This is a genomic window from Streptomyces neyagawaensis (assembly GCF_023516595.1).
In the GTDB taxonomy this organism is placed as follows: Bacteria; Actinomycetota; Actinomycetes; order Streptomycetales; family Streptomycetaceae; genus Streptomyces; species Streptomyces neyagawaensis.
In genome coordinates this window covers 97,204-120,677 of the sequence record NZ_JAMGBG010000010.1, presented here as the reverse complement: position 1 = coordinate 120,677, position 23,474 = coordinate 97,204, and the positions used below count along the sequence as shown (strand labels likewise).

The following is a 23,474-nucleotide window of genomic DNA, read 5'->3' as shown; positions in this document are numbered from 1 at the left end:
CCGGTCAGGGATGTTCTGTCAGAGAAGCGTCAGTTGGGTGGGCGCCGAGCCCGGCGCCTGCTCCGCCGGGGCCGGCTCGGGCCGCGCCGGCCTCCTCGGCAGCCCCGCGCGCCGGGGCCCCATGCCGAACTCCTCGGCCAGTTCGTGGACCTGACGGGTCACCTGCCGCTGGTACCACTTCGGGGCGTACGCCCCCTCCGCGTACAGCCGCTCGTAACGCCGTACGAGATGGGGGTGATGGCGCTCCAGCCAGGCCATGTACCACTCGCGTGCGCCCGGCCGCAGATGCAGCACCAGTGGTGTAACGGAGGTCGCCCCGGAGGCCGCGATCGCCCGGACGGTGTCGCGCAGCCGGTCCGGGTGGTCGCTGAGGAAGGGGAGCACGGGGGCCATCAGTACCCCGCAGCCGATGCCGTGGGCGGCGAAGGCCCGCACGATGTCCAGGCGGCGCTCCGGCGCCGGCGTGCCCGGCTCGACCGTGCGCCACAGCTCCTGGTCCGTGAAGCCGACGGAGACGGAGATGCCCACCTCGGTGACCTCGGCGGCCTGCCGGATCAGGTCCAGGTCGCGCAGGATCAGCGTGCCCTTGGTCAGGATCGAGAAGGGGTTCGCGTGGTCGCGCAGGGCGCCGATGATGCCCGGCATCAGCCGGTAGCGGCCCTCCGCGCGCTGGTAGCAGTCCACGTTGGTACCCATCGCGATGTGCTCACCGCGCCAGCGCGGTGAGGCGAGCTGGCGGCGCAGCAGCTCGGGCGCGTTGACCTTCACCACGATCTGGGAGTCGAAGTCGTGGCCCGTGTCCAGGTCCAGATAGCTGTGGGTCCTGCGGGCGAAGCAGTAGACGCACGCGTGTGTGCAGCCCCGATAGGGGTTCACCGTCCATTCGAACGGCATCCGGGAGGCCCCCGGGACCCGGTTCACGATCGATTTCGCCCGGATCTCGTGGAAGGTCATGCCCTGGAACTCGGGCGTGTCGAAGGTGCGCGTCGTCACCGCGTCCGCGCCGAACAGCGCGGCGTCCCGGGCCGTGGCGGGGTTCTCGGCCAGATGGTCCCAGCGCATGGACGCCTCCTCGGTTGCTCTGACCTCAGAATAGAACACACGTTCCCATGATCGTGCGAATGGGCTTTCGAACATCGTGTGAAGGTCTCGCCGGGAGGGATCTGCCGCGGGTCGCGCGCCGCCCTCGCGGCCCCCCGATTTGGGTCGTCCGGCCGGGTGGTGGTTGGCTTTCCGCACATCCCCGAGTTACCAAGTGCTGGAGGAAGTGCAATGGCGCAGGTCGAGGCCACGACGGAACGAGTCGTCGCGGCGGACGCGGAGACGGTGTTCGACACCCTGGCCGACTACAGCGGCACGCGCGGGAAGCTCCTGCCCGAGCACTTCAGCGAGTACGAGGTGCGCGAGGGCGGCGACGGCGAGGGCACCCTCGTCCACTGGCGGCTCCAGGCCACCAGCAAGCGCGTCCGCGACTGCCTCCTGGAGGTCACCGAGCCCTCCGACGGCGAGCTCGTCGAGAAGGACCGCAACTCCTCCATGGTCACCGTCTGGCGGGTCACCCCGGCCGGCGAGGGCAGCTCCCGTGTCGTCGTCACCACCACCTGGCAGGGCGCCGGCGGCATCGGCGGCTTCTTCGAGCGGACCTTCGCCCCCAAGGGCCTCGGCCGGATCTACGACGCCGTCCTCGCGAACCTCGCCGCCGAGGTCGAGAAGTAGGCGTCCCGAAGCACCCCGCCGCCCCCGCGGCCCGGCCCAACGGGCGGCACACCAACGCCCCTTGTGCTCCTCACCGGTTCGAGTGGATCTCCGTCGCGCTCCCCGGGACGCCGTAACTCGTGGCCCTTACCGGCAGTTGCCGCTTGACGCGGGAACTGTGCGGTAGGTGCCACGAGGGGAGCGGTACGGATGAGCGCGACCACACTGCTGAAGGACGAACCGGCCAGCGCCCCCGCGCCGTCGCCGCCCGCCACGCCCCCACCGCTCGGTAACGGCCGCGTCCGCTCGGTGTTCTGCGCCCTCCTGCTGGTGCTGCTCCTCGCCGCCCTGGAGCAGATGACCGTGGCCGTCGCGCTCCCGCGGCTCGCCGGCGAACTGCACGGCCGGGACCGGATGTCCTGGGTGATCACCGCGTACCTGCTCACCGCCACCGTCACGCTGCCGGTCCACGGCAGGCTCGGCGAGCTGTACGGCCGCAAGGGCGTCTTCCAGTTCGCGCTCGTCGTCTTCCTCGCCGGCTCGGCCCTCGCCGGCTGGTCCCGCACCATGGACCAGCTCATCGCGTTCCGCGCGCTCCAGGGCGTCGGCGCGGGCGGTCTGATGACCGGCGTCCAGGCGATCGTCGCCGACATCGTGCCGGAGCGGCACCGCGGCCGCTATCTCGGCGCGGTCGGCGCCGTGTTCGGCCTCGCCTCCGTCACCGGCCCGCTCATCGGCGGCTACCTCACCGACCAGCTCTCCTGGCGGTGGTGCTTCTACGCCAATGTGCCCGTCGGCCTGCTCGCCCTCGCCGTCGTCACCTTCGCGCTGAAGTCGCCGCGGCGGGAGCCCCGCAGGCCCCGGCGGCGGCTCGACGTGGTGGGCGCGCTGCTGCTCGCCGTCGCCTCGACCTGCCTGGTACTGGCCGCCGGCCGGGCCGGCACGGCCCACGCGTGGGACTCCCGGGTCGTGCTCGGGCTCGGCGCCGGCGCGGTCGCGGCGACCGTCCTCCTCCTCGTCGTCGAACGGTTCGCGACCCATCCCCTCATCCCCCTGCGGCTGTTCCGTGACCCGGTCTTCGTCGTCACCGGGCTCGTCGGGCCGGTCATCGGCGCGGCGCTCTTCGGGGCGGCCAGTTATCTCCCCGCCTGGCTCCAGCTGGCCGACGGCGCCTCCGCGACCGAGGCGGGCGTCCTCATGCTGCCGATGACGGCCGGCATCGTCGCCGCGTCGGTCGTCTCCGGCCGACTCATCAGCCTCACCGGGCACTACCGGACCTACCCGGTCCTCGGCAGTGCCCTGGCCGCCGCCGGGGTGTGGCTGCTCTCCCGCCTGGAGCCCGACACGCCCCGGCTGCACTTCGGCCTCTGGACGGTCCTGCTGGGCACGGGCATCGGCATGGTCATGCCGGTCCTGGTCCTGGCCGTGCAGCACTCCGCACGGCCCGAGGACATCGGCACCGCCACCCACGCGAGCAACTACCTCCGGCAACTCGGCGGAAGCGTGGCAGTCGCCCTCCTCGGCGCGCTGCTGACGGCCCGGCTCACCGAGCGCCTGCCCGCCCGCGCGGACGGCGGACCCGAGCCCCGGTTCCTCACCGCCGGCCCCGTCCACGAACTGCCCGCCCCGCTGCGCGCCGCGTACGCCGAGGGCTGGGCCGACGTCCTGCCGCGCCTTTTCCTGTATCTCGCGCCGGTGCTCGTCCTCGGGCTCCTCATCGCCCTCTTCCTCAAGGGCGACCCGCTGGTCCCGCAGGACGAGGCCCCCGAGGGGGCGGTCCCCGCCGCGCCGGTCCCCGACGTGCCCACGCCTCCCGTCCCCGGCCCGCAGGACCGCTCGGCCCACGACCCCGGTGGGGCCCCGGCCGCCCCCGCCGTCGCGCTGTGCGGCACGGTGCGGCACCAGGACGGCACCGTCGTGCCGCGGGCCGCGCTCACCCTCATCGACGCCGTCGGCCGGCCGACGGGGCGCGGCGGCAGCGGCGAGGACGGGACGTACGCGCTGTCCACGCCCGGACCGGGGCCGTACCTGCTCATCGCGGCGGCCGGCGGCCACCAGCCGCAGGCGGTGAGCGTGACCGTCGGGGAACGCCCCGTCGAGGTCGACATCGTGCTCGGCGGCGTCGGGCGGCTCACCGGGACCGTGCGCACCGCGGCCGGCCGGCCGGTGGGCGACGCGACCGTCACCCTCACCAATGTGCACGGAGAGGTCGTGGTGACCACCCGCAGCGGCGCACTGGGCGAGTACGCCGTCAGCGATCTGCCGGCCGGCGAGTACACCCTCGCCGCCGGCGCCCACTCCCACCGTCCCGCCGCGCTGCCCGTCACCGTGCGGGCCGCCGGCGAGACCCGGCAGGACATCGAACTCGCCGGGGGCGCCGTCCTGAAGGGCACGGTCCGCGCCGGCGGCGGCCGCCCCGTCGAGGACGCGCGGGTCACCCTCCTCGACGGGGCGGGCAACGTTGTCGACACCCTCACCACCGGCGCCGACGGCACGTTCCGGTTCGAGGACCTGTCCGTCGGCGAGTACACGGTGATCGCGACCGGATACCCGCCGGTCGCGACGGTCCTCCGGGTCGTGGGCGGCGACCGGACGGTACGGGACCTGCACCTCGGACACGCGGACTGAGGCACGCGGGCAGAGGCGTGGGAGGTGAGACGGGGGGCGACGGTGGGGTCTGTGACGCGGGACCGACGCCGACCGGCGCGTCCGGGCCGGCCGCCCGGACCTGACGGGTGCGGCGCGCGGGCGGGACGGCGGTCGGCGACTCCGGGCCGGACCCAGGCCGCGGGCAGGGCGGGCGCCTGGGCCGTCCCGGCCCTGACCGGGACCAGCGCGCCGCCGAACAGGGGCCACGTCGGGGCGTCCGGGCCGGCCGCCGGCTTCGGTGGCGCCTCCGGTGCCGGCCCCCGTGCCGCAGGGCACGTGAGGCGAGGGGCACGTGTGGCGAACGGGCGTACGCGTCGAGGGGCGTACGCGTCGAAGGGGCGCCGAACGCGTGCCCGGTTGTGCGCCGGAGGCTCCGGGTGGTCAATTCCCGTATTGCCACACCTCGCGACGCTACGCCGCCGTACGGTAGTGAGGGCGCCGCAGATCTTGCGAGCCATGGAAGAAAGGGCCTTGGTCATGGACCGTGGCACCGGCACGGGCGCGAACACCGGCCACGGAGCGGGGGACGACGCGGTGGGGCGGACCGCGGCCGGCCGGGTTCCCCTGGCCGTGGTCGTCGTCGACCGCGGCGGAGTCGTGTCGCACTGGAGCACCGGAGCCCGGCGGTTGTTCGGCACCGCCAAGGAGGACGCGGTGGGCCGCCCCGCCCTGGACCTGCTCCCGGTGTCCGGCGCGCTCCCCGAGGAGGACGACACCTCGTCGCACGCCGCGTACGGCCCGTACGACGGACTCGGCCCCGGCCTGGAGTCCTCCCTCGACGGGCAGCTCTGCTACCCGTCGGCCGGACGGGCCCGGCTCACCGTGCCCGAGGGCGACAGCGGCGGGACCAGCGCCGCCGAGGCACCCGGGCAGGGGCACGGCACCCGGATCGACGTCCTGTGGTGGGCCTACCCGCTTGTCGGGCCCGGCCCGGGACGCCTGCTGGTACTGGCCGCCGACGCCGATGCGCTGCGGGGACACCACGGCGGCGTGGCCGTCGAGCGCATCGCGCCGGGTTTCGCCCTCCACACCGACTTCCCCGGCGCCGAGGAACTCGCCCGCCGCCTCCCCGAGATCCTGCCGAGCATGAGCGTCGACGACAGCGCCCGCATCGTCGCGCAGGTCCTCGAACTGGGCTACCCCGTCCTGGAGTTCAGCCAGAACGACCGGGTGCCCGTGACCCCCGACTGGGGTGTGCCCCGGCGCGCGGAACGGCGCAGGCGCCGCGAACGCGCCGCGCGCGCCGTCGCCGAGGGGCTGCCGGTGCCGGAGGAGCTGAAGGACGAGGGCGAGGACCTCGAGTACGCCGCCGTGCGGGAGCGTCTGGAGTTCCTGAACGAGGTGAGCGGACGCATCGGCACCTCCCTCGATCTGTCCCGCACGATCATCGAGGTCAGCAAGGCCGTCGTCCCCCGCTTCACCGATGTCGCCGGCACCTATCTGCGTGAGCAGGTCGTCGCCGGTGAGGGCTTCCCCGAAGGCGTCCCCGACACGACCACCATGTGGCACCGGGTGGCCCTCGAGCACACGGACGAACCCGGTCGCTGGGACGACGTCGTCCCCGTCGGCGAGGCCATGCCGTTCCCCGCGCACACCCCGTTCTTCCAGTGCATGACCACCGGCGAACCCGTCCTCGTCCCCCGGATCAGCGAGGAGATGGGGCACGCGATCGCCGCGCAGTTCGAGAAGCGCGACATCCGGCCGCTGATCACGGGCCGCTCCATGCTGATCGTGCCGCTGAAGGCCCGCAACGTGGTGCTCGGCTTCATGATCCTGCTGCGCCACCCGGAGCGCGAGGTCTTCGACGACATGGACCGTGTCACCGGCGCCGAACTCGCCGCCCGCGCCGGGCTCGTCCTCGACAACGCCCGCATGTACACGTACCAGGAGAACGTCGCCGAGACGCTCCAGGACAGCATGCTGCCCACCATCGAGGCCCACCGGACCGGCTGCGACATCGCCACCCGCTATCTGCCCGGCACCCTGCTCGGCCGGGTCGGCGGCGACTGGTTCGACTCGGTGAAACTCCCCGGCGCCCGCACCGCGCTCGTCGTCGGCGACGTCATGGGGCACGGGCTCAACTCGGCGGCGATGATGGGCCAGTTGCGCACCGCCGTCCAGACCATGGCGGCCCTCGACCTGCCGCCCGCGCAGCTCCTGCGCAACCTCGACGACCTCGCCCAGCGTCTCGGCGACACCTACCTCGCGACCTGCCTGTACGCCGTCTACGACCCGATCGCGGGCGAGCTGCACCTCGCCAACGCCGGCCACATCCCGCCGGTGCTGGTCCGCGCGGTGGACGGCCGCAGCGAACTGCTCGACCTGCCCACCGGCGCACCCATAGGCGTCGGCGGGGTGCCCTTCGAGGCGGTGCGCGTCCGCGTGGAACCCGGCGACCGGCTGGTGATGTGCACCGACGGTCTGGTGGAGGTGCGCGGCGAGGACATCGGCGTCGGCCTGGCGACGCTCTGCGAGTCCGCCGCCCACCCGGCCGCCTCCATGGACGCGGCCTGCGACACCATCATCCGCGCCCTCAACACCCGGGGCGGCCGCAAGGACGACGTGGCCCTGCTGATGGCCCGTCTCAACGGCGTCGAACCGGAGGACGTCGCCGAGTGGCGCCTCGCCCCCGAGCCCGTCGAGGTGGGCCGTGCCCGCGCCGCCGTCCGTGAACAGCTGTACGTCTGGGGGCTGGAGCCGCTCACGGACACCGCCGAGCTGCTGGCCGGCGAGCTGGTGACCAACGCCGTACGCCATGCGAGGGGCCGCAGCGTCGAACTGCGGCTCGTCCGGGGCGACACCCTGCTGTGCGAGGTCTACGACGAGGACCACACCCTGCCGACGCTCCTCAGCACCGGCCCCGCCGACGAGTACGGCCGGGGACTGCGCGTCCTCAGCACCCTCGCCCGCGAATGGGGCACGAGCCGGACCGGCGGCGGCAAGACGGTCTGGTTCGAGCTGACCCTCCCGCGCCGCCGCTGACGGACGGAGAGCCACACACGACCGTGGCGGCGGTGTTCTCCGTGGGGCGCGGGGAACGCGGGTAGGCGCGCGGGGCCCGGCGCGGTGTGGGCGATCCGGATGCGGGGTGAAGGTGCGGCCCCGGGTGCTTGTCCCCGCGTGACGGGCGCGGTAGACCGTTCTGGGCCACCCGTCCGGTGGGCCCGCGGCCACATCCAGGGGGTTGGGCATGAGCGTGACGAGTCGGTACCGGGACGCCTGGGACGGGTTCTGGCGTGAGGCCCCGGACGAGGCGGGAGCCGTGTTCTGGGACGCCGAGCCCGCGCGGACCTCCGCCGTTCACCTGGCCCTCTTCGAGCCGCACCTCACCGCCCTGGACCTGCCCATGGTGGACCTCGGCTGCGGCAACGGCACCCAGACCCGCTACCTCGCCGACCGCTTCGCCCGCGTCGTCGGAACGGACCTCTCGGCCGCCGCCCTCGACCACGCCCGCCGCGCCGACCCCGACGGCCGGGCCGACTACCGGCTCCTCGACGCGGCCGACAAGGCGGACGCCGACGCGCTGCGCGCGGACCTCGGCGACGCCAACGTCTATGTGCGCGGCGTCCTCCACCAGTGCGAGCCCGAGGACCGACAGCGCCTCGTCGAGACCGTCGCCACGCTGGTGGGGGAGCGCGGCCGGGCCTTCCTCGTCGAACTCTCCGAGGCCGCCAAGCCCGTGCTCATGGGCCTGGCCGGCGGTCCCGCGGGCCCGCCCGCGAAGCTCGCCCCCGTCTTCCGCCACGGCATCGCCCCCGCCGAGGTCAGCGACGCCGCCGTCCCCGAGTACCTGCGCACGGCCGGGCTCACGGTCCTCGCCGACGGCGGGCTGCCCCTCGTCACCACCGAGCACACCCCCGACGGCACCCGGATCGAGCTGCCGTCGAGGTGGTACGTGGCCGGCCGGGGCTGAGCACGGGAGCGACACCGGGCGGAGCCGCCCCCGGGCAGAAGGGAACCGCGACGTCCGACGGGGCTCGTCGCCGCGCCCGTCCGGGGCGGCGCGTAACGTGAGGCGTCATGAAGATCCTCATCAGTGCGGACATGGAGGGCGCCACCGGTGTCACCTGGCCCGCCGACGTGCTGCCGGGTACCCCGCAGTGGGAGCGGTGCCGGGCGATGTTCACCTCCGACGTGAACGCCGCCGTGCTCGGCTTCCTCGACGGCGGCGCCGACGAGGTGCTGATCAACGAGGCGCACTGGACGATGCGCAACCTGCTCCTGGAGCAGCTGGACGAGCGGGCGCAGATGCTCACCGGCCGGCACAAGGCGCTGTCCATGGTCGAGGGCGTGCAGCACGGCGACGTCGACGGCATCGCCTTCGTCGGCTACCACGCGGGCGCCGGCATGGAGGGCGTCCTCGCCCACACCTACCTCGCGAACTCCATCACCGGCGTGTGGGTCGACGGCGTACGGGCCAGCGAGGGGCTGCTGAACGCCCGTGTGGTCGCCGAGTTCGGGGTGCCCGTGGTGCTGGTGACCGGTGACGACGTGGCGTGCGAGGACGCCCTCGGATACGCGCCCGGCGCGCTCAAGGTCGCGGTCAAGGACCACGTGTCCCGGTACGCGGCGGTGTGCCGCACCCCCGCGCGGACCGCCGCCGACATCCGCGCGGCGGCGAAGGAGGCCGCGTCGCTCGCGGTCCGGCACGAACCGGTGCAGGGCGGGCCCTTCACCGTGGCGCTGGAGTTCGACGCCGAGCACCTCGCGATGGCCGCGACCGTCGTACCGGGCGTGACCCGTACCGGCGAACGCAAGATCGCGTACACCAGCCCGACCATGTACGAGGGCATCCGTACCTTCAAGGCGGTCACGACGATCGTCTCGGCCGCGATGGAGGAGACCTATGGCTGAGCAGACGGCACCCGTGGACGAACAGGCGCTCGACGAGGTCGTCCGGTTCACCTCCGACCTCATCCGCATCGACACCACCAACCGCGGCGGCGGCGACTGCCGCGAGCGGCCCGCCGCCGAGTACGCCGCCGCGCGGCTCGCCGAGGCCGGACTGGAACCCACCCTGCTGGAGCGCACCGAGGGCCGTACGAACGTCGTCGCCCGGATCGAGGGCACCGACCCCTCGGCGGACGCGCTGCTCGTCCACGGTCACCTCGACGTGGTGCCCGCGCGGGCGGAGGACTGGAGCGTGCACCCGTTCTCCGGGGAGATCCGCGACGGCGTGGTCTGGGGCCGGGGCGCCGTCGACATGAAGAACATGGACGCGATGATCCTCGCCGCCGTACGGCAGTGGGCCCGCCACGGTGTACGGCCCCGCCGCGACATCGTGATCGCGTTCACCGCCGACGAGGAGGCCAGCGCCGAGGACGGCTCCGGGTTCCTCGCCGACCGGCACCCGGGCCTGTTCGAGGGCTGCACCGAGGGCATCAGCGAGTCCGGGGCGTTCACCTTCCACGACGGAGCCGGCCGACAGCTCTACCCGATCGCCGCCGGGGAACGCGGCACCGGCTGGCTGAAGCTCACCGCGCGCGGCCGTGCCGGTCACGGCTCCAAGGTGAACCGGGACAACGCGGTGACCCGGCTGGCGGCGGCGATCGCCCGGATCGGCGCCCACGAGTGGCCCCTGCGGCTCACCCCGACCGTGCGTGCCGCCCTCACCGAGCTCGCCGCGCTGTACGGCATCGACGCCGCGCTCGACGACCCCGAGGGCGTCGACCGGCTGCTGGAGAAGCTCGGCCCGGCCGCCGCCCTGGTCGAACCGACCGTGCGCAACAGCGCCAACCCGACCATGCTCGACGCCGGCTACAAGATCAATGTGATCCCGGGGGAAGCCGTCGGCCATGTGGACGGGCGGTACGTCCCCGGCGGCGAGGACGAGTTCCGCGAGACCCTGGACCTGCTCACCGGGCCCCATGTCGACTGGGAGTTCGAGCACCGCGAGGTGGCCCTCCAGGCGCCGGTCGACTCCGTGACGTACGCGCGGATGCGGGCCGCCGTCGAGGAGTTCGCGCCCGAGGGCCACGTGGTGCCGTACTGCATGCCGGGCGGCACGGACGCCAAGCAGTTCTCGCGCCTCGGGATCACCGGCTACGGCTTCGCGCCGCTGAAGCTCCCCGAGGGCTTCGACTACGCGGCCCTCTTCCACGGCGTCGACGAACGCGTCCCGGTGGAGGCGCTCCACTTCGGTGTCCGGGTACTCGACCGCTTCCTCAGGACGGCGTAGCGACACCGGGTCCGCCTTCGGGCGACGGCGGAATGTGACGACAGGGCCTAGGAAGCGGCGGCTCGGGGAAGGCACAGACGGGGGACGAAAGGAGATGGGGGACAAGGTGCAGACCCTGGCGTACGGTTCATGGCCCTCTCCGATCGACGCGGAGCTCGCGGCCGCCCACGACGGGCACCCCGAGTTCGCGGGGTTCGTCGGCGACGAGGCGTGGTGGACCGAACCACGGCCCACCGAGGGCGGCAGACGCACCCTCGTACGACGGACCTCCGACGGCACGGAGGAGTCGGTGCTGCCCGCGCCGTGGAACGTGCGCAGCCGCGTCATGGAGTACGGCGGGCACCCGTGGGCCGGACTCCCGCGGGACTCCGGGCCCCTCGTGGTGTTCGTGAACTTCGCCGACCAGCGCCTCTACCGCTACGAGCCCGGCGGGGAGCCCGTGGCCCTCACGCCCGAGTCCCCGGTGGGCGGCGGGCTGCGCTGGGCGGATCCGCAGCTCCACCCCGAGCGGGACGAGGTGTGGTGCGTCCTGGAGGAGTTCACCGGGAAGGGACCCGCCGACGTACGGCGGGTCGTCGCCGCGGTGCCGCTGGACGGTTCGGCGGCCGAGGACCGCGGCGCCGTCCGCGAGCTCTCCGACGGGGCCCACCGGTTCGTCACCGGGCCCCGGATCTCACCCGACGGCCGACGCGCCGCATGGCTCGCCTGGGACCATCCGCGCATGCCCTGGGACGGCACCGAACTGATCGTCGCCGACGTCGCCGACGACGGCACGCTGCGCGGCGCGCGGACCGTCGAGGGCGGCCCCGATGAGTCGATCGCCCAGGTCGAGTGGGCCGCCGACGGCACCCTCGTGCACTCCAGCGACCGCACCGGCTACTGGAACCTGTACCGGCGCGAGCACGACGGCCGCAACACACCGCTGTGCGCTCGCGAGGAGGAGTTCGGCGGGCCGCTGTGGAGGATCGGCCTGCGCTGGTTCGCCCTGCTGGAGAGCGGGCTCATCGCCGTCGTGCACGGCCGGGGCGCCACCGCGCTCGGCATCCTCGACCCCGAGACCGGCCAGATCACGGACGCGGCCGGCCCCTGGACCGAGTTCGCCCCGTCGCTCGCCACCCACGGCGGCCGGGTGATCGGCATCGGCGCCAGCCCGCGCAGCGCCTACGAGGTCGTCGAACTCGACACCGGTCCCGCCGACCCCGGCTCCGCCGGCACCCTCGCCGGCCGCGCCCGGGTCGTCGGGGCCGCGCACGACGACCCGGTCGACCCCTCCCACTACCCCGAACCCCAGATCCGCACCTTCCTCGGCCCCGCCGGACGCGAGATCCACGCGCACGTCTACCCGCCCCACAACCCCGGCTGCCTCGCCCCCGGCACCGAACTGCCGCCGTACGTCGTCTGGGCGCACGGGGGACCCACCAGCCGCGCGCCCCTGGTCCTCGATCTGGCCATCGCGTACTTCACCTCGCGCGGCATCGGCGTCGCCGAGGTCAACTACGGGGGGTCCACCGGCTACGGGCGGGAGTACCGCAACCGGCTGCGCGAGCAGTGGGGCGTCGTCGACGTCGAGGACTGCGCGGCCGTCGCCCTCGCCCTCGCCGACGAGGGCACCGCCGACCGCTCCCGGCTCGCCATCCGGGGCGGCAGCGCGGGCGGCTGGACCACGGCCGTCTCCCTCACCACGACCGACGTGTACGCCTGCGGAACCATCCTGTACCCGGTGCTGGACCTCACCCAGTGGGCGTCGGGGGAGACCCACGACTTCGAGTCGCGGTATCTGGAGAGCCTCGTCGGGCCGCTCGCCGAGGAGCCGATGCGGTACGCGGAGCGGTCGCCGGCCGAGCACGCCGACCGGATCACCGCGCCCTTCCTGCTGCTCCAGGGCCTCGACGACGTGATCTGCCCGCCCACGCAGTGCGAGCGGTTCCTGGCCAGGATCGAGGGACGGCCGGTGCCGCACGCGTACATCGCCTTCGAAGGCGAGGGGCACGGCTTCCGGCGGGCGGAGACGATGGTGCGGGTGCTGGAGGCGGAGCTTTCGCTGTATGCGCAGGTCTTCGGGTTGAATCCTCCTGGAATCCCTACCCTGGAGCTCGCCAAGTGACCACACCCCCGCCGACCCGCCCCCCGGCGCCCGCCGTGACCCCGCTGACCCGGCCCGCCCGCCTCGTGCCCGGCGCCCGGGTGGCCGTCGTCGCCCCCAGCGGGCCGGTGCCCGAGGAGCGGCTCAGCGCGGGGCTGGACCTCCTGCGCGGCTGGGACCTCGACCCCGTCGTCGCACCGCACACGCTCGACCGGCACCCCGACTTCGACTACCTCGCCGGCACCGACGCCGACCGGGCCGCCGACTTCCAGGCCGCCTGGTGCGACCCGTCCGTGGCCGCCGTCGTGTGCGCCCGCGGCGGCTACGGCGTACAGCGGATGGCCGACCTGCTGGACTGGGACGCCGTCCGCGCGGCCGGGCCGAAGACCCTCGTCGGGTTCAGCGACATCACCGCCCTCCACGAGGCCTTCGCCACCCGCGCCGGTCTTGTCACCCTGCACGGTCCGATGGCCGCCGGCCTCGACTTCCTCAAGAACACCCGCGCGCAGGACCATCTGCGGGCCACCCTCTTCGCTCCCGAGTCGGTGCGCACGATCACCGCCGAGGCCAGCACCGCCCTCGTCCCCGGCCGGGCGCGGGGCGTCCTGCTCGGCGGCTGCCTCTGCCTGCTCGCCGCGGAACTCGGCAACCCGTACGCCCGGCCGGGCGCGCGGGGCGCCCTGGTCTGCCTGGAGGACGTCGGGGAGGAGACCTACCGCCTCGACCGCTATCTGACCCAGCTGCTGCGGGCCGGCTGGTTCGACGGCGTCGCCGGGGTCCTCCTCGGCTCCTGGGCCCAGTGCGAGCCGTACGAGGGGGTCCGGGCCCTGCTCGTGGACCGCCTCGGCGGACTCGGCGTGCCGACGGTGGAGGAGTTCGGTTTCGGCCACTGCGACGGCGCGCTGACCGTCCCGTTCGGTGTGACGGCCGAACTGGACGCGGACGCGGGCACGCTGACGCTGGACGAGCCGGCGCTGGTCTGAGCCGGCGCTGGTCTGAGTCGGCGCTGGTCCGAGCCGGCGCCGCTGCGAGGCGCTCCCGCCGGGCGGGGAGCGCCGCCGCGTCGCATCCTGGTCGTATGAGCCCGAAGACCACCGCGTCCGACCGAGGCAGGGGCACGGCACGCGGGCACCGGCAGTGGGGTGACATGCTGACGCCCGGCAGGGTCACCGTCGGCGTGCTCGCCCTGCTCGCCCTCGTCTTCATCTTCGAGAACACCCGGACCACCAAGATCCGGCTGCTGGTCCCCGAGGTCACGATGCCGCTGTGGCTGGCGCTGCTCGGGACGGCGCTGATCGGAGCGGTGTGCGGGGCGTACTGGGCGTACTACATGAAACGCCGCTGAGACGACCGACGGCCCCGGGGCCGGGGCCGGGGCCGGGCGGCGGGCGCGGGACGGCCCGGCGTACCGTGGCGGGGTGTCCGAGAACGTCCGCCACCTCGCCGAGGGCCCCCGTGTGGGGATACGGCACTTCACCCTGGACGACGGCCCCGAGTTCATCGCGCGGGCGCGGGAGAGCCGGGACCTGCATCGCCCGTGGCTGTTTCCGCCCACCACGCCCGTCGCGTACGCCACCTACGCGGGGCGGCTCATTGAGGACCCCACGAAGGCCGGGTTCCTGGTGTGCGAGCGGGACGGCGGGGCCATCGCCGGGTTCATCAACATCAACAACATCGTGGAGGGCGCCTTCCAGTGCGGCGCCCTCGGCTACGGGGCCTTCGCCCACGCCGCCGGACGGGGGCTGATGGGGGAGGGGCTCGATCTGGTCGTCGAGCACGCGTTCACCGCCCTGGGGCTGCACCGGCTGGAGATCAACGTGCAGCCCGGCAACACCGCCTCCATCGCCCTGGCCCGCCACTGCGGGTTCCGGCTGGAGGGCTTCTCACCCGACTTCCTGTTCATCGACGGGGCCTGGCGGGACCACGAGCGGTGGGCGCTCACGACGCGGATGCGGTCCGACGATCTGGCCAACCGCCCCTGAAATTAACTACGTTGCCGTCGACCCACTGTGTGCACGAGGGAGCGGCAGCCGTCATGGGGGACCTGGAGAAGACCTTTCGCGCGATCGACGTCGGCGACGGCGGGGACGGACGGTGGGCCGCTCACACACGCCCGCTGTGGTCGCTCGCAGAGAGGTGGATGACCGAGGAGGGCCGCACCCCCGAGGGCGCCGAGCGGGCCCGGAAGCTGTTCGAGACGCACATGCCGGAGCTGGTCCCGGTACTGGACCGGCTCGTCCGGCAGCTCGACCGGCCCGACGCGGAGGCCTTCCTCACCCTCGCGACCCTGCGCCCCTTCTTCTCGGGCTGCACCCAGATCGGCGGCGCCGGAACCCTGCTGCGCACCTACGACTTCGACCCCGACGAGTGCGAGGGCGTGATCGTCCGGTCCGACTTCCTGCGCCCGGTGATCGGTATGCAGGACGCGGCCTGGGGGCTGCTGGACGGGATGAACGACGCCGGGCTGGCGGTGTCGCTCACCTTCGGAGGGCGGTTCGTCCACGGCCCCGGCTTCGCCGTGCTCATCGTGCTGCGCTATCTGCTGGAGACCTGCGACACCGTCGACGAGGCCGTGCGCAGGCTGCGATCCATCCCGATCTCCCTCCCGCAGAACATCACCCTCGTCGACCACGAGCGGGCGGTCACCGTGTACGTGGGGCCGGACATCGAGCTCACCGAGGCCCCGGACGCCTGCGCCGCCAACCACCAGCATCTGCCGGTGCCCGACGAGCAGGAGCGGTTCTCCCGGACCGGGCGGCGGCTGGCGGCGGTCCGCGCGGCGGGCGTGGACGTCGCGGCGATGCTTCAGCCGCCGCTCCACCAGACCGCGTACGACGAGGGGCTCGGCACGGTCTACACCGCCCACTACCGGCCCGGCGAGGGACGCGTCACCTACCACTGGCCCGGTGAGTCCTGGGAGCAGTCCTTCGACGCGTTCGTGCCGGGGGAGCGCACGATCCGCCTCGGGCGGCGCGGCTGAACCACGCCCGTCGGGGGCCCCGATGTGGCCCGGCCCGGTCCGTCGACGCGTTCCGGCCCCGCGGGTCCGCTCGACGGCGCCGGATGGGGCCATGCGGAACCTCGTCGTCGTGGACGCCCCCTCGAACCTCGGCCTGCGGCCGCCCGCCCCCGGCACCGTGCCCGGCTGCTACAAGCTCGCGGGGGCGCTCAGGGAGCAGGGGATCGTACGGAGGCTGGGCGCCCTGGAGGGCGGTGTGGTGGTGCCGCCGCGGTACGACCGCGGGGACTGGCAGGAGGGGGACGGGGTGTTCAACGCGGCCGCGCTCGCCTCGTACACCCGTCGGCTCGCCGACCGGGTCGAGCGGCACCTGCGCGCCGGGGAGCTGCCCGTCGTCCTCGGCGGCGACTGCTCGATCCAGCTCGGTGCCTCCCTAGTGCCGTGACCGGAAAGGTTCACCGGCTCGCGACGCCCGGCACGGCACCTCGCCGCGTTGTCGCATCACCCGCGTACATCCAGTACGCGGGCGATGCTCCGCCTTGCGATGCTCCCCCACTGCCTGAATGGCGTGGGAGGTGCCCCCAGCACCGGACGCCGCGAGCCTCCCGGCAAACCTTTCCGGTCACGGCACTAGCGATGCGACGGATCGGGCGGTACAGGCTCGTCGCGATCGACGCGTCCGCCGACTTCCGGCACCCCGGCAACTCGGACCGGATCGGCGCTGCCGGTGGCGAGGAACTCGCCCTCGCCACCGGCCGCGGACAGGACGACCTCACCGACCTGGAGGGCCTGAAGCCGTATCCGCGCGACGAGGACGTGCGCCTCTTCGGCATCCGGGACGCCTTCGAGGACGACCGGACCGAGCCGGCCGACCTGAAGATCCCCGTGGTGACCGTCGGCGACCTGCGCACCTGGGGCCCGGACGACCTCGCCCGGGTCACCGCGCAGAGCTACGAGACGCCCGAACTCGGCGGCTTCTGGGTGCACCTCGACGCCGACGTCCTCGACCCGTCCGTCATGCCCGCCGTCGACAGCCCCGACCCCGACGGACTGCTCCCCGACGAACTGACCGCGCTGCTCGGCCCGTTGGTGAGGTCACCGCACTGCGTCGGCCTCAACGTCACCATCTACGACCCCGATCTCGACCCGGACGGCACGGCGGGCGCGCTGCTCACGGACATCGTGGTCGCCGCGTTCGCCGGCCGGTCCGGGAGCTGAGGCACCGCCGGGGCTATCCCGGTGCGCGACGGTCGGCGTACTCGTACACCGAGCCGTCCGGGTGCACGGCGATCAGATTGCGGCCGACGGGCGTCGGCACCGGGCCCGCCAGGACCCGGGCGCCGGAGGCGGTGAGCACCCGGTTCGCCTCGTCGACGTCCTCGACCGCGATGGTCGCGGCCACCTTCCGCAGCACCTCCAGCTCGGACTCCGGGCCGCTCATCAGCAGGAAGCACCCGATGGCGGCGACCTGGACGCCACCGCGCTCGAAGCGCATCGCCGGTCCGCCCGAGAGTCTCTCGTAGAACGGCACCGCGGCCTCAAGGTCGTCGACGCAGATACGGAGCGTGGTTCCGAGAATCTCCATACGGAAAAGCCTAGTTGGAAAACCGCCGGGACCGGCCACGCGGGAGATCTCCGGACGGCCGGAGCCGGCGGGGTACGGGTGCGGGCCGCCCGCGGGGCCCGCGCGCCGCGTTACCCGGGGAGGGCATCGGGTACTCGGGCGGCATGGACCGCTTGGATCATCTGGAACATCTGGACAAGCACCTGGTCGACGAGCTGGCGCTGGTGGCCCGCGAGACGGTGCGGGACGAACTGCGGCAGCAGACCCGCAAACAGCGTCGCCGGGCCGCGCTCTACGCCGCGTCCGGTGCCCTCGCCCTGTACGCGGGTGCCGCGCTCGCGCTCGCCCTCGGTCTGGCGCTCTCGCTGGTCCTGCCCGACTGGGCCGCCGCGCTGATCACGGCCGTCGTGCTCGGCGCCGTGGCGTACGTACTGAGGGGCGCGGCCCGTCCCTCCGCGTCCCGGCCCGGCGCCGGGCACGCAGCCGGGCACGGAGCCGAGCGCGCAGCCGACCATGGCCATGGCGCCGGCGACATCGCGCCGGGCATGCCGCCGGGTGGTGTGGCGCCGGCCGGTTACCCGCCGGTCCCGCCCGTCGCCCCGGCCGCCGGGCCGGTGCCGGGTACGCCGACCGGGTCACCGCCCGCGCCGGGCGGTGACCCGGAGACACCGCACCACAGGGCGTGACGCGCCATGGGCGCCGCGCCGTCGGGACGCCGTCGCAGGGCCGTGGTGGTCACCGGGGCCAGCGCCGGCGTCGGCCGTGCCACCGCCGTGGCGTTCGCCGCCCGGGGCGACCGGGTGGCGTTGCTCGCACGCGGACGTGAGGGCCTCGCCGCGGCCGCCGACGACGTCGAGCGGGCCGGGGGCGAGGCCCTCGTCGTGCCCGTCGACATGGCCGACGCCAAGGCGGTCGAGGACGCCGCCCAGCAGGTCGTCGACGCCTTCGGGCACATCGACGTCTGGGTCAACAACGCCTTCGCCGGGATCTTCGCGCCCTTCCAGGACATCACCCCCGACGAGTTCCGGAGGGTCACCGAAGTGACCTACCTGGGCCATGTGTTCGGGACCCGGGCCGCGCTGCGGCACATGCTGCCCCGCGACCACGGCACCATCGTCCAGGTCGGCTCGGCGCTCGCCTACCGGGGGATCCCGCTCCAGTCCGCGTACTGCGGCGCCAAGCACGCGATCCAGGGCTTCAACGAGTCGCTGCGGTGCGAGCTGCTGCACGACGGCTCGCGGGTGCGGACCACCATGGTCCAGCTGCCGGCCGTGAACACACCCCAGTTCGAGTGGGTGCTGAGCCGGCTGCCGGGACGGGCGCGGCCCGTCGCCCCGATCTTCCAGCCGGAGGTCGCCGCGCGGGCGGTCGTGCACGCGGCCGGGCACGGGCGGCGACGCGAGTACTGGGTGGGCGGCTCGACCGCGGCGACCCTGATCGCCAACGCCGTCGCGCCGGGGCTCCTCGACCGGTACCTCGGCCGCACCGGGTTCGCCTCCCAGCAGGACCCGGGCGAGCACCGCGGGAACGGCAACCTGTGGGTGCCCGCGGACGGCCCCCACGGGCGGGACCACGGGGCGCACGGGCGCTTCGACGCCGAGGCCCGGACCAGGAGCGCGCAGGACTGGGCGTCACGCAACCGCGACCGGGTGGGCGCGGTGGTCGCGATCGGCGGGCTGGGGGCCGCGCTGACGGCCGGTCTGCGTCGCCTGGGCCGGACGCCGTCGCGCCGGTAGGAACAGCCGGTACGAACAGCCGGTGGGAGCCGGTACGAACAGCCGGTCGGAACAGCGGGGAGAGCGCGTCCGTACGTGCGCTCGGCCCGGACGACGGGGAGAGAAGGCACCGTCCGGGCCGAGAAACCGGGGGTCTTCCGGGGTCAGCCCTGGCGGAGCTGCGGCAGCACCTTCGTGCGGTAGAAGTCGAAGAAGCCGCGCTGGTCGGGGCCGATCTGACCGACGTACACGCGGTCGAAGCCCGCCTCGACGAAGGTCCGAAGCTCACGGACGTGCTCGTCGACATCGTCGCCGCACACCGTGTTCTCGCCGACCGTCTCCTCGGTCACCAGCGGTCCCAGCTGCTCGAAATGGCGGGGCGTCGGCAGGATCTGGCCCATCTCGCCGGGCAGGTACTGGTTCGGCCAGAGGCGGTGGGCCGTACGGACGGCCTCCTCGCGGTCCTGGCCCCAACACACCTTCGTACCGCCGCTGACGAGCTTGCCGCCCCCACCGCCCTTGCGGTACTGCGTCACCATCTCCTCGTCCGGGCCCATCGTGATGAAGCCGTCGCCGACGCGGGCGGCCAGCCCGGCGGCCTTGGGTCCGAATCCGGAGATGTCGATCGGGACGGGCTCGTCGGGGACCGTGTAGAGGCGGGCGTTCTCCACGGTGTAGTGGGGCCCGTGGTGGGTGACCTCCTCGCCGGTGAACAGGCGCCGCATGATCTGGATCGACTCCTCCAGCATCTCCAGGCGCACGTTCGCCGGCGGCCTGGGGGTCCCCCCACGCCCTTGAGGCAGTGGGGGAGTGTGCCGAGGATGTGCTCGTTGAGGGCCTCGCCCGAGCCGAGGCCGAGCCGGAACCGGCCCCCGGTCATCACCGCGCTGGTCGCCGCGGCCTGCGCCACCACCGCCGGGTGGATCCGGACGGTCGGGCAGGTCACCGCCGTCTCCACCGGCAGCGACACGGCCTCGGAGAGAGCGCCGATCACCGACCACACGAAGGGGCTCTGGCCCTGTTCGTCGTTCCAGGGATGGTAGTGGTCCGAGATCCACAGGCAGTCGAATCCGGCCTGCTCGGCCATCCTCGCCTGCTCGATGAGGTCAGCGGGACCGAATTCCTCGGTCGCCAGGAAGTAGCCGAACTCGGGCATGGGGGGTGTCCTTGGCTGGTGCGGGTCAGGTCGCGGTCCGGGTACCCGGAGGTCACGGTGGAAACCCGCGGCCTCGCCGCCCCCGCCGGTTTGGGCGACCCCACCAGGGGGACGCGGTAAGCCCGTACGGCGTGGGCCGGAAGCCCCGAGAGCGAGGCCGTACGCCCAGACCGGACCATCGAGGACTCCACGACCGAGGACTCCGTACGCGCGACCCCGCCGGAGGCGAACCGTGAGTCGACCCCGCATCGTGATCGTCGGTGCCGGCTTCGCCGGCTACCGGACGGCCCGCACCCTGGAGCGGCTGACCCGGAACAAGGCCGACATCACCCTGCTGAACCCGACCGACTACTTCCTGTATCTGCCCCTGCTGCCCCAGGTCGCCGCCGGCATCCTGGAACCGCGCCGGGTCACCGTCTCCCTCACCGGCACCCTGCGCCACACGCGCCTGGTGCTCGGCGAGGCCGACGAGATCGACCTGGACGCGCGCACCGTGCGCTACGCCGACCCCGAGGGCGGTGTCGGCACCCTGACCTACGACCGGCTGGTGCTCGCCGCCGGCAGCGTCAACAAGCTGCTGCCCATTCCCGGCGTCGCCGAGCACGCCCACGGCTTCCGCGGTCTGCCGGAGGCCCTGTACCTGCGCGACCACGTGACCCGGCAGATCGAGCTGGCCGCCGGCTCCGAGGACCCCAAGGCCTGCCGCTCGCGCTGCACCTTCGTGGTGGTCGGCGCCGGGTACACCGGCACCGAAGTGGCCGCCCAGGGGCAGCTGTTCACCGACGAGCTGGTGCGCAAGCAGCCACGCTGGGACGGTGTGCGGCCCCGGTGGATGCTGCTCGACATCGCCGAGCGGGTGATGCCGGAGATGGACGAGAGGCTGTCCGCGACCGCCGACCGGGTGCTGCGGCAGCGGGGCGTCGACGTGCGGATGGGGACCTCCGTGAAGGAGGCGACCTCCACCGGAGTGCTGCTGAGCGACGGGGAGTTCGTCGACACCCGCACCGTGGTGTGGTGCGTGGGCGTACGGCCCGATCCGCTCGCCGAGTCGCTCGGGCTGCCCATGGAACGCGGCCGGCTGCTCGTCGAGCCCACGCTCCAGGTGCCCGGCCGCCCCGAGGTGTTCGCCTGCGGGGACGCGGCCGCCGTGCCCGATCTGACCAAGCCCGGCTCGTACACGCCGATGACCGCCCAGCACGCCTGGCGGCAGGGCAAGGTCGCGGCCCTCAATGTGGCCGCCTCCCTCGGCCGGGGCGAGCCGAAGCCGTACCGCCACAGCGACCTGGGCTTCGTCGTGGACCTCGGCGGGGTCAAGGCCGCCGCCAACCCCCTCGGCATCCCCCTGTCCGGGCCGATCGCCGGAGCCGTCACCCGCGGCTACCACCTGGCCGCGATGCCCGGCAACCGCGTCCGGGTCGCCGCCGACTGGCTCCTCGACGCGGTCCTGCCCCGCCAGGGCGTCCAACTCGGCCTCGTCCGCTCCTGGTCGGTCCCCCTGGACACGGCCTCCCCGGAACTGGCGAAGGTACCCGCCCCCGCGTCGCCGAAGCGGACCGACCCCTCGCACAAGCCCGCACCGGGTGCGGAAGGAGACTCATGAACAGCCGTCAACTGAACGAACTGGCACAGCAGTTGCGCGTCGACAGCATTCGCTCCTCGGCGGCGGCCGGGTCCGGGCATCCCACGTCGTCGATGTCGGCGGCGGAACTGATGGCGGTGCTGATGGCACGGCACTTCCGCTACGACTTCGAGCGGCCCGAGCACCCCGGCAACGACCGCTTCGTGCTCTCGAAGGGCCACGCCTCGCCCCTGCTGTACGCGGCGTACAAGGCGGCCGGGGCGATCAACGACACGGAGCTGATGACCTACCGCAAGCTGGGCAGCCGCCTCGAAGGGCACCCCACGCCGCGCCGTCTGCCCTGGGTGGAGACGGCCACCGGGTCCCTCGGCCAGGGCCTGCCCGTGGCCGTCGGCATCGCGCTCGCCGGGAAGCGGCTGGACCGCACCGGCTACCGGGTCTGGGTGATGTGCGGGGACAGCGAGCTCGCCGAGGGCTCCGTCTGGGAGGCCGCCGAGCACGCCGCGTACGAGCACCTCGACAACCTGACCGCGATCGTCGACGTCAACCGGCTCGGCCAGCGCGGCCCCACCCGGCACGGCCATGACCTGGACGCCTACGCCCGCCGCTTCGCCGCCTTCGGCTGGCACACGATCGAGATCGACGGCCACGACGTGGACGCCGTCGACCGCGCCTACGGCGAGGCCGAGTCCACCAAGGGCCAGCCCACCGTGATCCTCGCCAGCACCCTCAAGGGCAAGGGCGTCGAGGCCGTCCAGGACCGCGAAGGGCTGCACGGCAAGCCCCTCAAGGACGCCGACGAGGCGATCGCCGAGCTCGGCGGCCCGCGCGACCTCCGCGTCGAGGCGCCCGAGCCGCCCGCCGCGCGAATGCTGCACGCCGTACGGACCGGGCACCTGGAGCTGCCCCGCTACGACATCGGCGACGAGGTGGCCACCCGCGACGCCTTCGGGCAGGCGCTCGCCGCGCTGGGCAGTGCCCGCGGTGATGTCGTCGCCCTGGACGGTGAGGTCGGTGACTCCACCCGTACCGAGTTCTTCGCCAAGGAACACCCCGACCGGTTCTTCGAGTGCTACATCGCCGAACAGCAACTCGTGGCCGCGTCGGTGGGACTCGCGTCGCGCGGCTGGGTGCCGTTCGCCTCGACGTTCGCCGCGTTCTTCACCCGCGCCCATGACTTCGTCCGCATGGCCTCGATCAGCGGGGCCGGCATCAATCTCGCCGGCTCGCACGCCGGGGTCGCGATCGGCCGCGACGGGCCCTCGCAGATGGGCCTGGAGGATCTGGCGATGATGCGCGCCGTGTACGGCTCGACCGTGCTGTACCCGTGCGACGCCAACCAGACCGCCAAGCTCGTCGGCACCATGGCCGACCTCGAAGGCGTCCGCTATCTGCGCACGTCCAGGGGCGAGACCCCCGTCGTCTACAGCCCGACCGAGGACTTCCCCGTCGGCGGCAGCAAGGTGCTGCGCGCCTCGGACGACGACCGGCTGACCGTCGTCGCCGCCGGGATCACCGTCCACGAGGCGCTGAAGGCCGCCGACGCGCTGGGCCGCGAGGGCATCCCGATCCGGGTGATCGACCTCTACTCGGTCAAGCCCGTCGACCGCCGCACCCTGCGGGAGGCCGCCGAGCGCACCGGCTGCCTCCTCACCGTCGAGGACCACCACGCGGAGGGCGGCCTCGGCGACGCGGTCCTGGACGCTTTCGCCGACGGGCGGCCGGTGCCCCGCCTGGTGCGCCTCGCGGTGCGGAACATGCCGGGCTCCGCCTCCCCCGAGGAGCAGCTGCACGAGGCGGGCATCGACGCGGAGGCGATCGCAGCGGCCGGCCGCCTCCTGGTGGAGCACGCGATCGCGCCCTGACCGGCACGGCGGGAACGGTCCGTACGGAGTG

At 73.6% G+C, this 23,474-nt stretch carries 17 protein-coding genes and 3 pseudogenes; 17 read left to right on the top strand and 3 right to left on the bottom strand.

The window, feature by feature from the left end; genetic code table 11:
• Positions 1–18 precede the first annotated feature (18 nt).
• Complete coding sequence (locus M8J73_RS05570; protein ID WP_055541329.1) at positions 19–1,062, bottom strand: Rv2578c family radical SAM protein; 1,044 nt, start codon at positions 1,060–1,062, stop codon at positions 19–21.
• Positions 1,063–1,272: 210 nt separating this feature from the next.
• Between M8J73_RS05570 and M8J73_RS05565 the strand changes: the two genes are divergently transcribed.
• From M8J73_RS05565 to M8J73_RS05505, 13 genes and pseudogenes are all read left to right on the top strand, one after another.
• Complete coding sequence (locus tag M8J73_RS05565) at positions 1,273–1,716, top strand: SRPBCC family protein (protein ID WP_055541330.1); 444 nt, start codon at positions 1,273–1,275, stop codon at positions 1,714–1,716.
• A gap of 189 nt (positions 1,717–1,905) precedes the next feature.
• The gene (locus tag M8J73_RS05560; RefSeq protein WP_055541331.1) at positions 1,906–4,323 is read left to right on the top strand and encodes an MFS transporter; all 2,418 of its coding nucleotides are present in this window, start codon (positions 1,906–1,908) and stop codon (positions 4,321–4,323) included.
• Positions 4,324–4,821: 498 nt separating this feature from the next.
• Positions 4,822–7,326: an ATP-binding SpoIIE family protein phosphatase gene (locus M8J73_RS05555; RefSeq protein WP_055541332.1), complete on the top strand. Its 2,505-nt coding sequence runs from the start codon at positions 4,822–4,824 to the stop codon at positions 7,324–7,326.
• Between the two features lie 208 nt (positions 7,327–7,534).
• On the top strand, positions 7,535–8,257 hold the full coding sequence (locus M8J73_RS05550; RefSeq protein ID WP_055541333.1) for a class I SAM-dependent methyltransferase: 723 nt from the start codon (positions 7,535–7,537) through the stop codon (positions 8,255–8,257).
• Between the two features lie 107 nt (positions 8,258–8,364).
• Positions 8,365–9,198 (top strand): M55 family metallopeptidase, encoded by an 834-nt coding sequence (locus M8J73_RS05545; RefSeq protein ID WP_055541334.1) that lies wholly within the window; start codon positions 8,365–8,367, stop codon positions 9,196–9,198.
• The gene (locus tag M8J73_RS05540; protein WP_055541335.1) at positions 9,191–10,522 is read left to right on the top strand and encodes a M20/M25/M40 family metallo-hydrolase; all 1,332 of its coding nucleotides are present in this window, start codon (positions 9,191–9,193) and stop codon (positions 10,520–10,522) included. Before M8J73_RS05545 ends, M8J73_RS05540 begins: the two co-directional genes overlap by 8 nt.
• 94 nt (positions 10,523–10,616) lie before the next feature.
• Entirely contained in the window at positions 10,617–12,626 is a 2,010-nt protein-coding gene (locus M8J73_RS05535; protein ID WP_249828307.1) for a dipeptidyl-peptidase 5, read from the top strand.
• 35 nt (positions 12,627–12,661) lie between these two features.
• Complete coding sequence (locus M8J73_RS05530) at positions 12,662–13,588, top strand: S66 peptidase family protein (protein ID WP_249828334.1); 927 nt, start codon at positions 12,662–12,664, stop codon at positions 13,586–13,588.
• A gap of 95 nt (positions 13,589–13,683) precedes the next feature.
• Positions 13,684–13,950 (top strand): LapA family protein, encoded by a 267-nt coding sequence (locus M8J73_RS05525; protein ID WP_249828306.1) that lies wholly within the window; start codon positions 13,684–13,686, stop codon positions 13,948–13,950.
• Between the two features lie 73 nt (positions 13,951–14,023).
• Positions 14,024–14,587, top strand: coding sequence for a GNAT family N-acetyltransferase (locus M8J73_RS05520; RefSeq protein WP_055542440.1), 564 nt, complete (start codon positions 14,024–14,026; stop codon positions 14,585–14,587).
• Positions 14,588–14,640: 53 nt separating this feature from the next.
• Positions 14,641–15,585: a C45 family autoproteolytic acyltransferase/hydrolase gene (locus M8J73_RS05515; protein WP_055542441.1), complete on the top strand. Its 945-nt coding sequence runs from the start codon at positions 14,641–14,643 to the stop codon at positions 15,583–15,585.
• Between the two features lie 91 nt (positions 15,586–15,676).
• Positions 15,677–15,997, top strand: a pseudogene (locus M8J73_RS05510) (arginase family protein); the annotation flags it as partial.
• Between the two features lie 197 nt (positions 15,998–16,194).
• Positions 16,195–16,782, top strand: a pseudogene (locus M8J73_RS05505) (arginase family protein); the annotation flags it as partial.
• 13 nt (positions 16,783–16,795) lie between these two features.
• Here the strand turns inward: M8J73_RS05505 and M8J73_RS05500 are convergent.
• On the bottom strand, positions 16,796–17,149 hold the full coding sequence (locus M8J73_RS05500; protein ID WP_055539039.1) for a VOC family protein: 354 nt from the start codon (positions 17,147–17,149) through the stop codon (positions 16,796–16,798).
• Between the two features lie 143 nt (positions 17,150–17,292).
• Here M8J73_RS05500 and M8J73_RS05495 point away from each other — a divergent pair, with 143 nt between their 5' ends.
• On the top strand, positions 17,293–17,814 hold the full coding sequence (locus tag M8J73_RS05495; protein ID WP_055539038.1) for a phage holin family protein: 522 nt from the start codon (positions 17,293–17,295) through the stop codon (positions 17,812–17,814).
• Between the two features lie 6 nt (positions 17,815–17,820).
• Positions 17,821–18,864 (top strand): SDR family oxidoreductase, encoded by a 1,044-nt coding sequence (locus M8J73_RS05490; RefSeq protein ID WP_055539037.1) that lies wholly within the window; start codon positions 17,821–17,823, stop codon positions 18,862–18,864.
• Between the two features lie 143 nt (positions 18,865–19,007).
• Here M8J73_RS05490 and M8J73_RS05485 read toward each other — a convergent pair.
• Positions 19,008–19,999 (bottom strand): annotated as a pseudogene (locus M8J73_RS05485) (LLM class F420-dependent oxidoreductase).
• Between the two features lie 232 nt (positions 20,000–20,231).
• On the opposite strand from M8J73_RS05485, the gene M8J73_RS05480 reads away from it, so the two are divergent.
• Both M8J73_RS05480 and M8J73_RS05475 read left to right on the top strand, forming a co-directional pair.
• Positions 20,232–21,599, top strand: a complete 1,368-nt coding sequence (locus M8J73_RS05480) for an NAD(P)/FAD-dependent oxidoreductase (protein ID WP_107423978.1) — start codon at positions 20,232–20,234, stop codon at positions 21,597–21,599.
• Positions 21,596–23,443 (top strand): transketolase, encoded by a 1,848-nt coding sequence (locus M8J73_RS05475; protein WP_055539036.1) that lies wholly within the window; start codon positions 21,596–21,598, stop codon positions 23,441–23,443. The genes M8J73_RS05480 and M8J73_RS05475 overlap by 4 nt, the downstream gene beginning before the upstream one ends.
• Positions 23,444–23,474 lie beyond the last annotated feature (31 nt).

Bases quoted from the DNA above. Each gene is read 5' to 3' on its own strand.
- M8J73_RS05565 (WP_055541330.1), top strand. From the start codon at position 1,273: ATGGCGCAGGTCGAGGCCACGACGGAACGAGTCGTCGCGGCGGACGCG.
- M8J73_RS05490 (WP_055539037.1), top strand. From the start codon at position 17,821: ATGGGCGCCGCGCCGTCGGGACGCCGTCGCAGGGCCGTGGTGGTCACC.
- M8J73_RS05570 (WP_055541329.1), bottom strand. From the start codon at position 1,062: ATGCGCTGGGACCATCTGGCCGAGAACCCCGCCACGGCCCGGGACGCC.
- M8J73_RS05500 (WP_055539039.1), bottom strand. From the start codon at position 17,149: ATGGAGATTCTCGGAACCACGCTCCGTATCTGCGTCGACGACCTTGAG.
- M8J73_RS05540 (WP_055541335.1), top strand. From the start codon at position 9,191: ATGGCTGAGCAGACGGCACCCGTGGACGAACAGGCGCTCGACGAGGTC.
- M8J73_RS05515 (WP_055542441.1), top strand. From the start codon at position 14,641: ATGGGGGACCTGGAGAAGACCTTTCGCGCGATCGACGTCGGCGACGGC.
- M8J73_RS05550 (WP_055541333.1), top strand. From the start codon at position 7,535: ATGAGCGTGACGAGTCGGTACCGGGACGCCTGGGACGGGTTCTGGCGT.
- M8J73_RS05475 (WP_055539036.1), top strand. From the start codon at position 21,596: ATGAACAGCCGTCAACTGAACGAACTGGCACAGCAGTTGCGCGTCGAC.
- M8J73_RS05535 (WP_249828307.1), top strand. From the start codon at position 10,617: ATGGGGGACAAGGTGCAGACCCTGGCGTACGGTTCATGGCCCTCTCCG.
- M8J73_RS05525 (WP_249828306.1), top strand. From the start codon at position 13,684: ATGAGCCCGAAGACCACCGCGTCCGACCGAGGCAGGGGCACGGCACGC.
- M8J73_RS05555 (WP_055541332.1), top strand. From the start codon at position 4,822: ATGGACCGTGGCACCGGCACGGGCGCGAACACCGGCCACGGAGCGGGG.
- M8J73_RS05545 (WP_055541334.1), top strand. From the start codon at position 8,365: ATGAAGATCCTCATCAGTGCGGACATGGAGGGCGCCACCGGTGTCACC.
- M8J73_RS05560 (WP_055541331.1), top strand. From the start codon at position 1,906: ATGAGCGCGACCACACTGCTGAAGGACGAACCGGCCAGCGCCCCCGCG.
- M8J73_RS05495 (WP_055539038.1), top strand. From the start codon at position 17,293: ATGGACCGCTTGGATCATCTGGAACATCTGGACAAGCACCTGGTCGAC.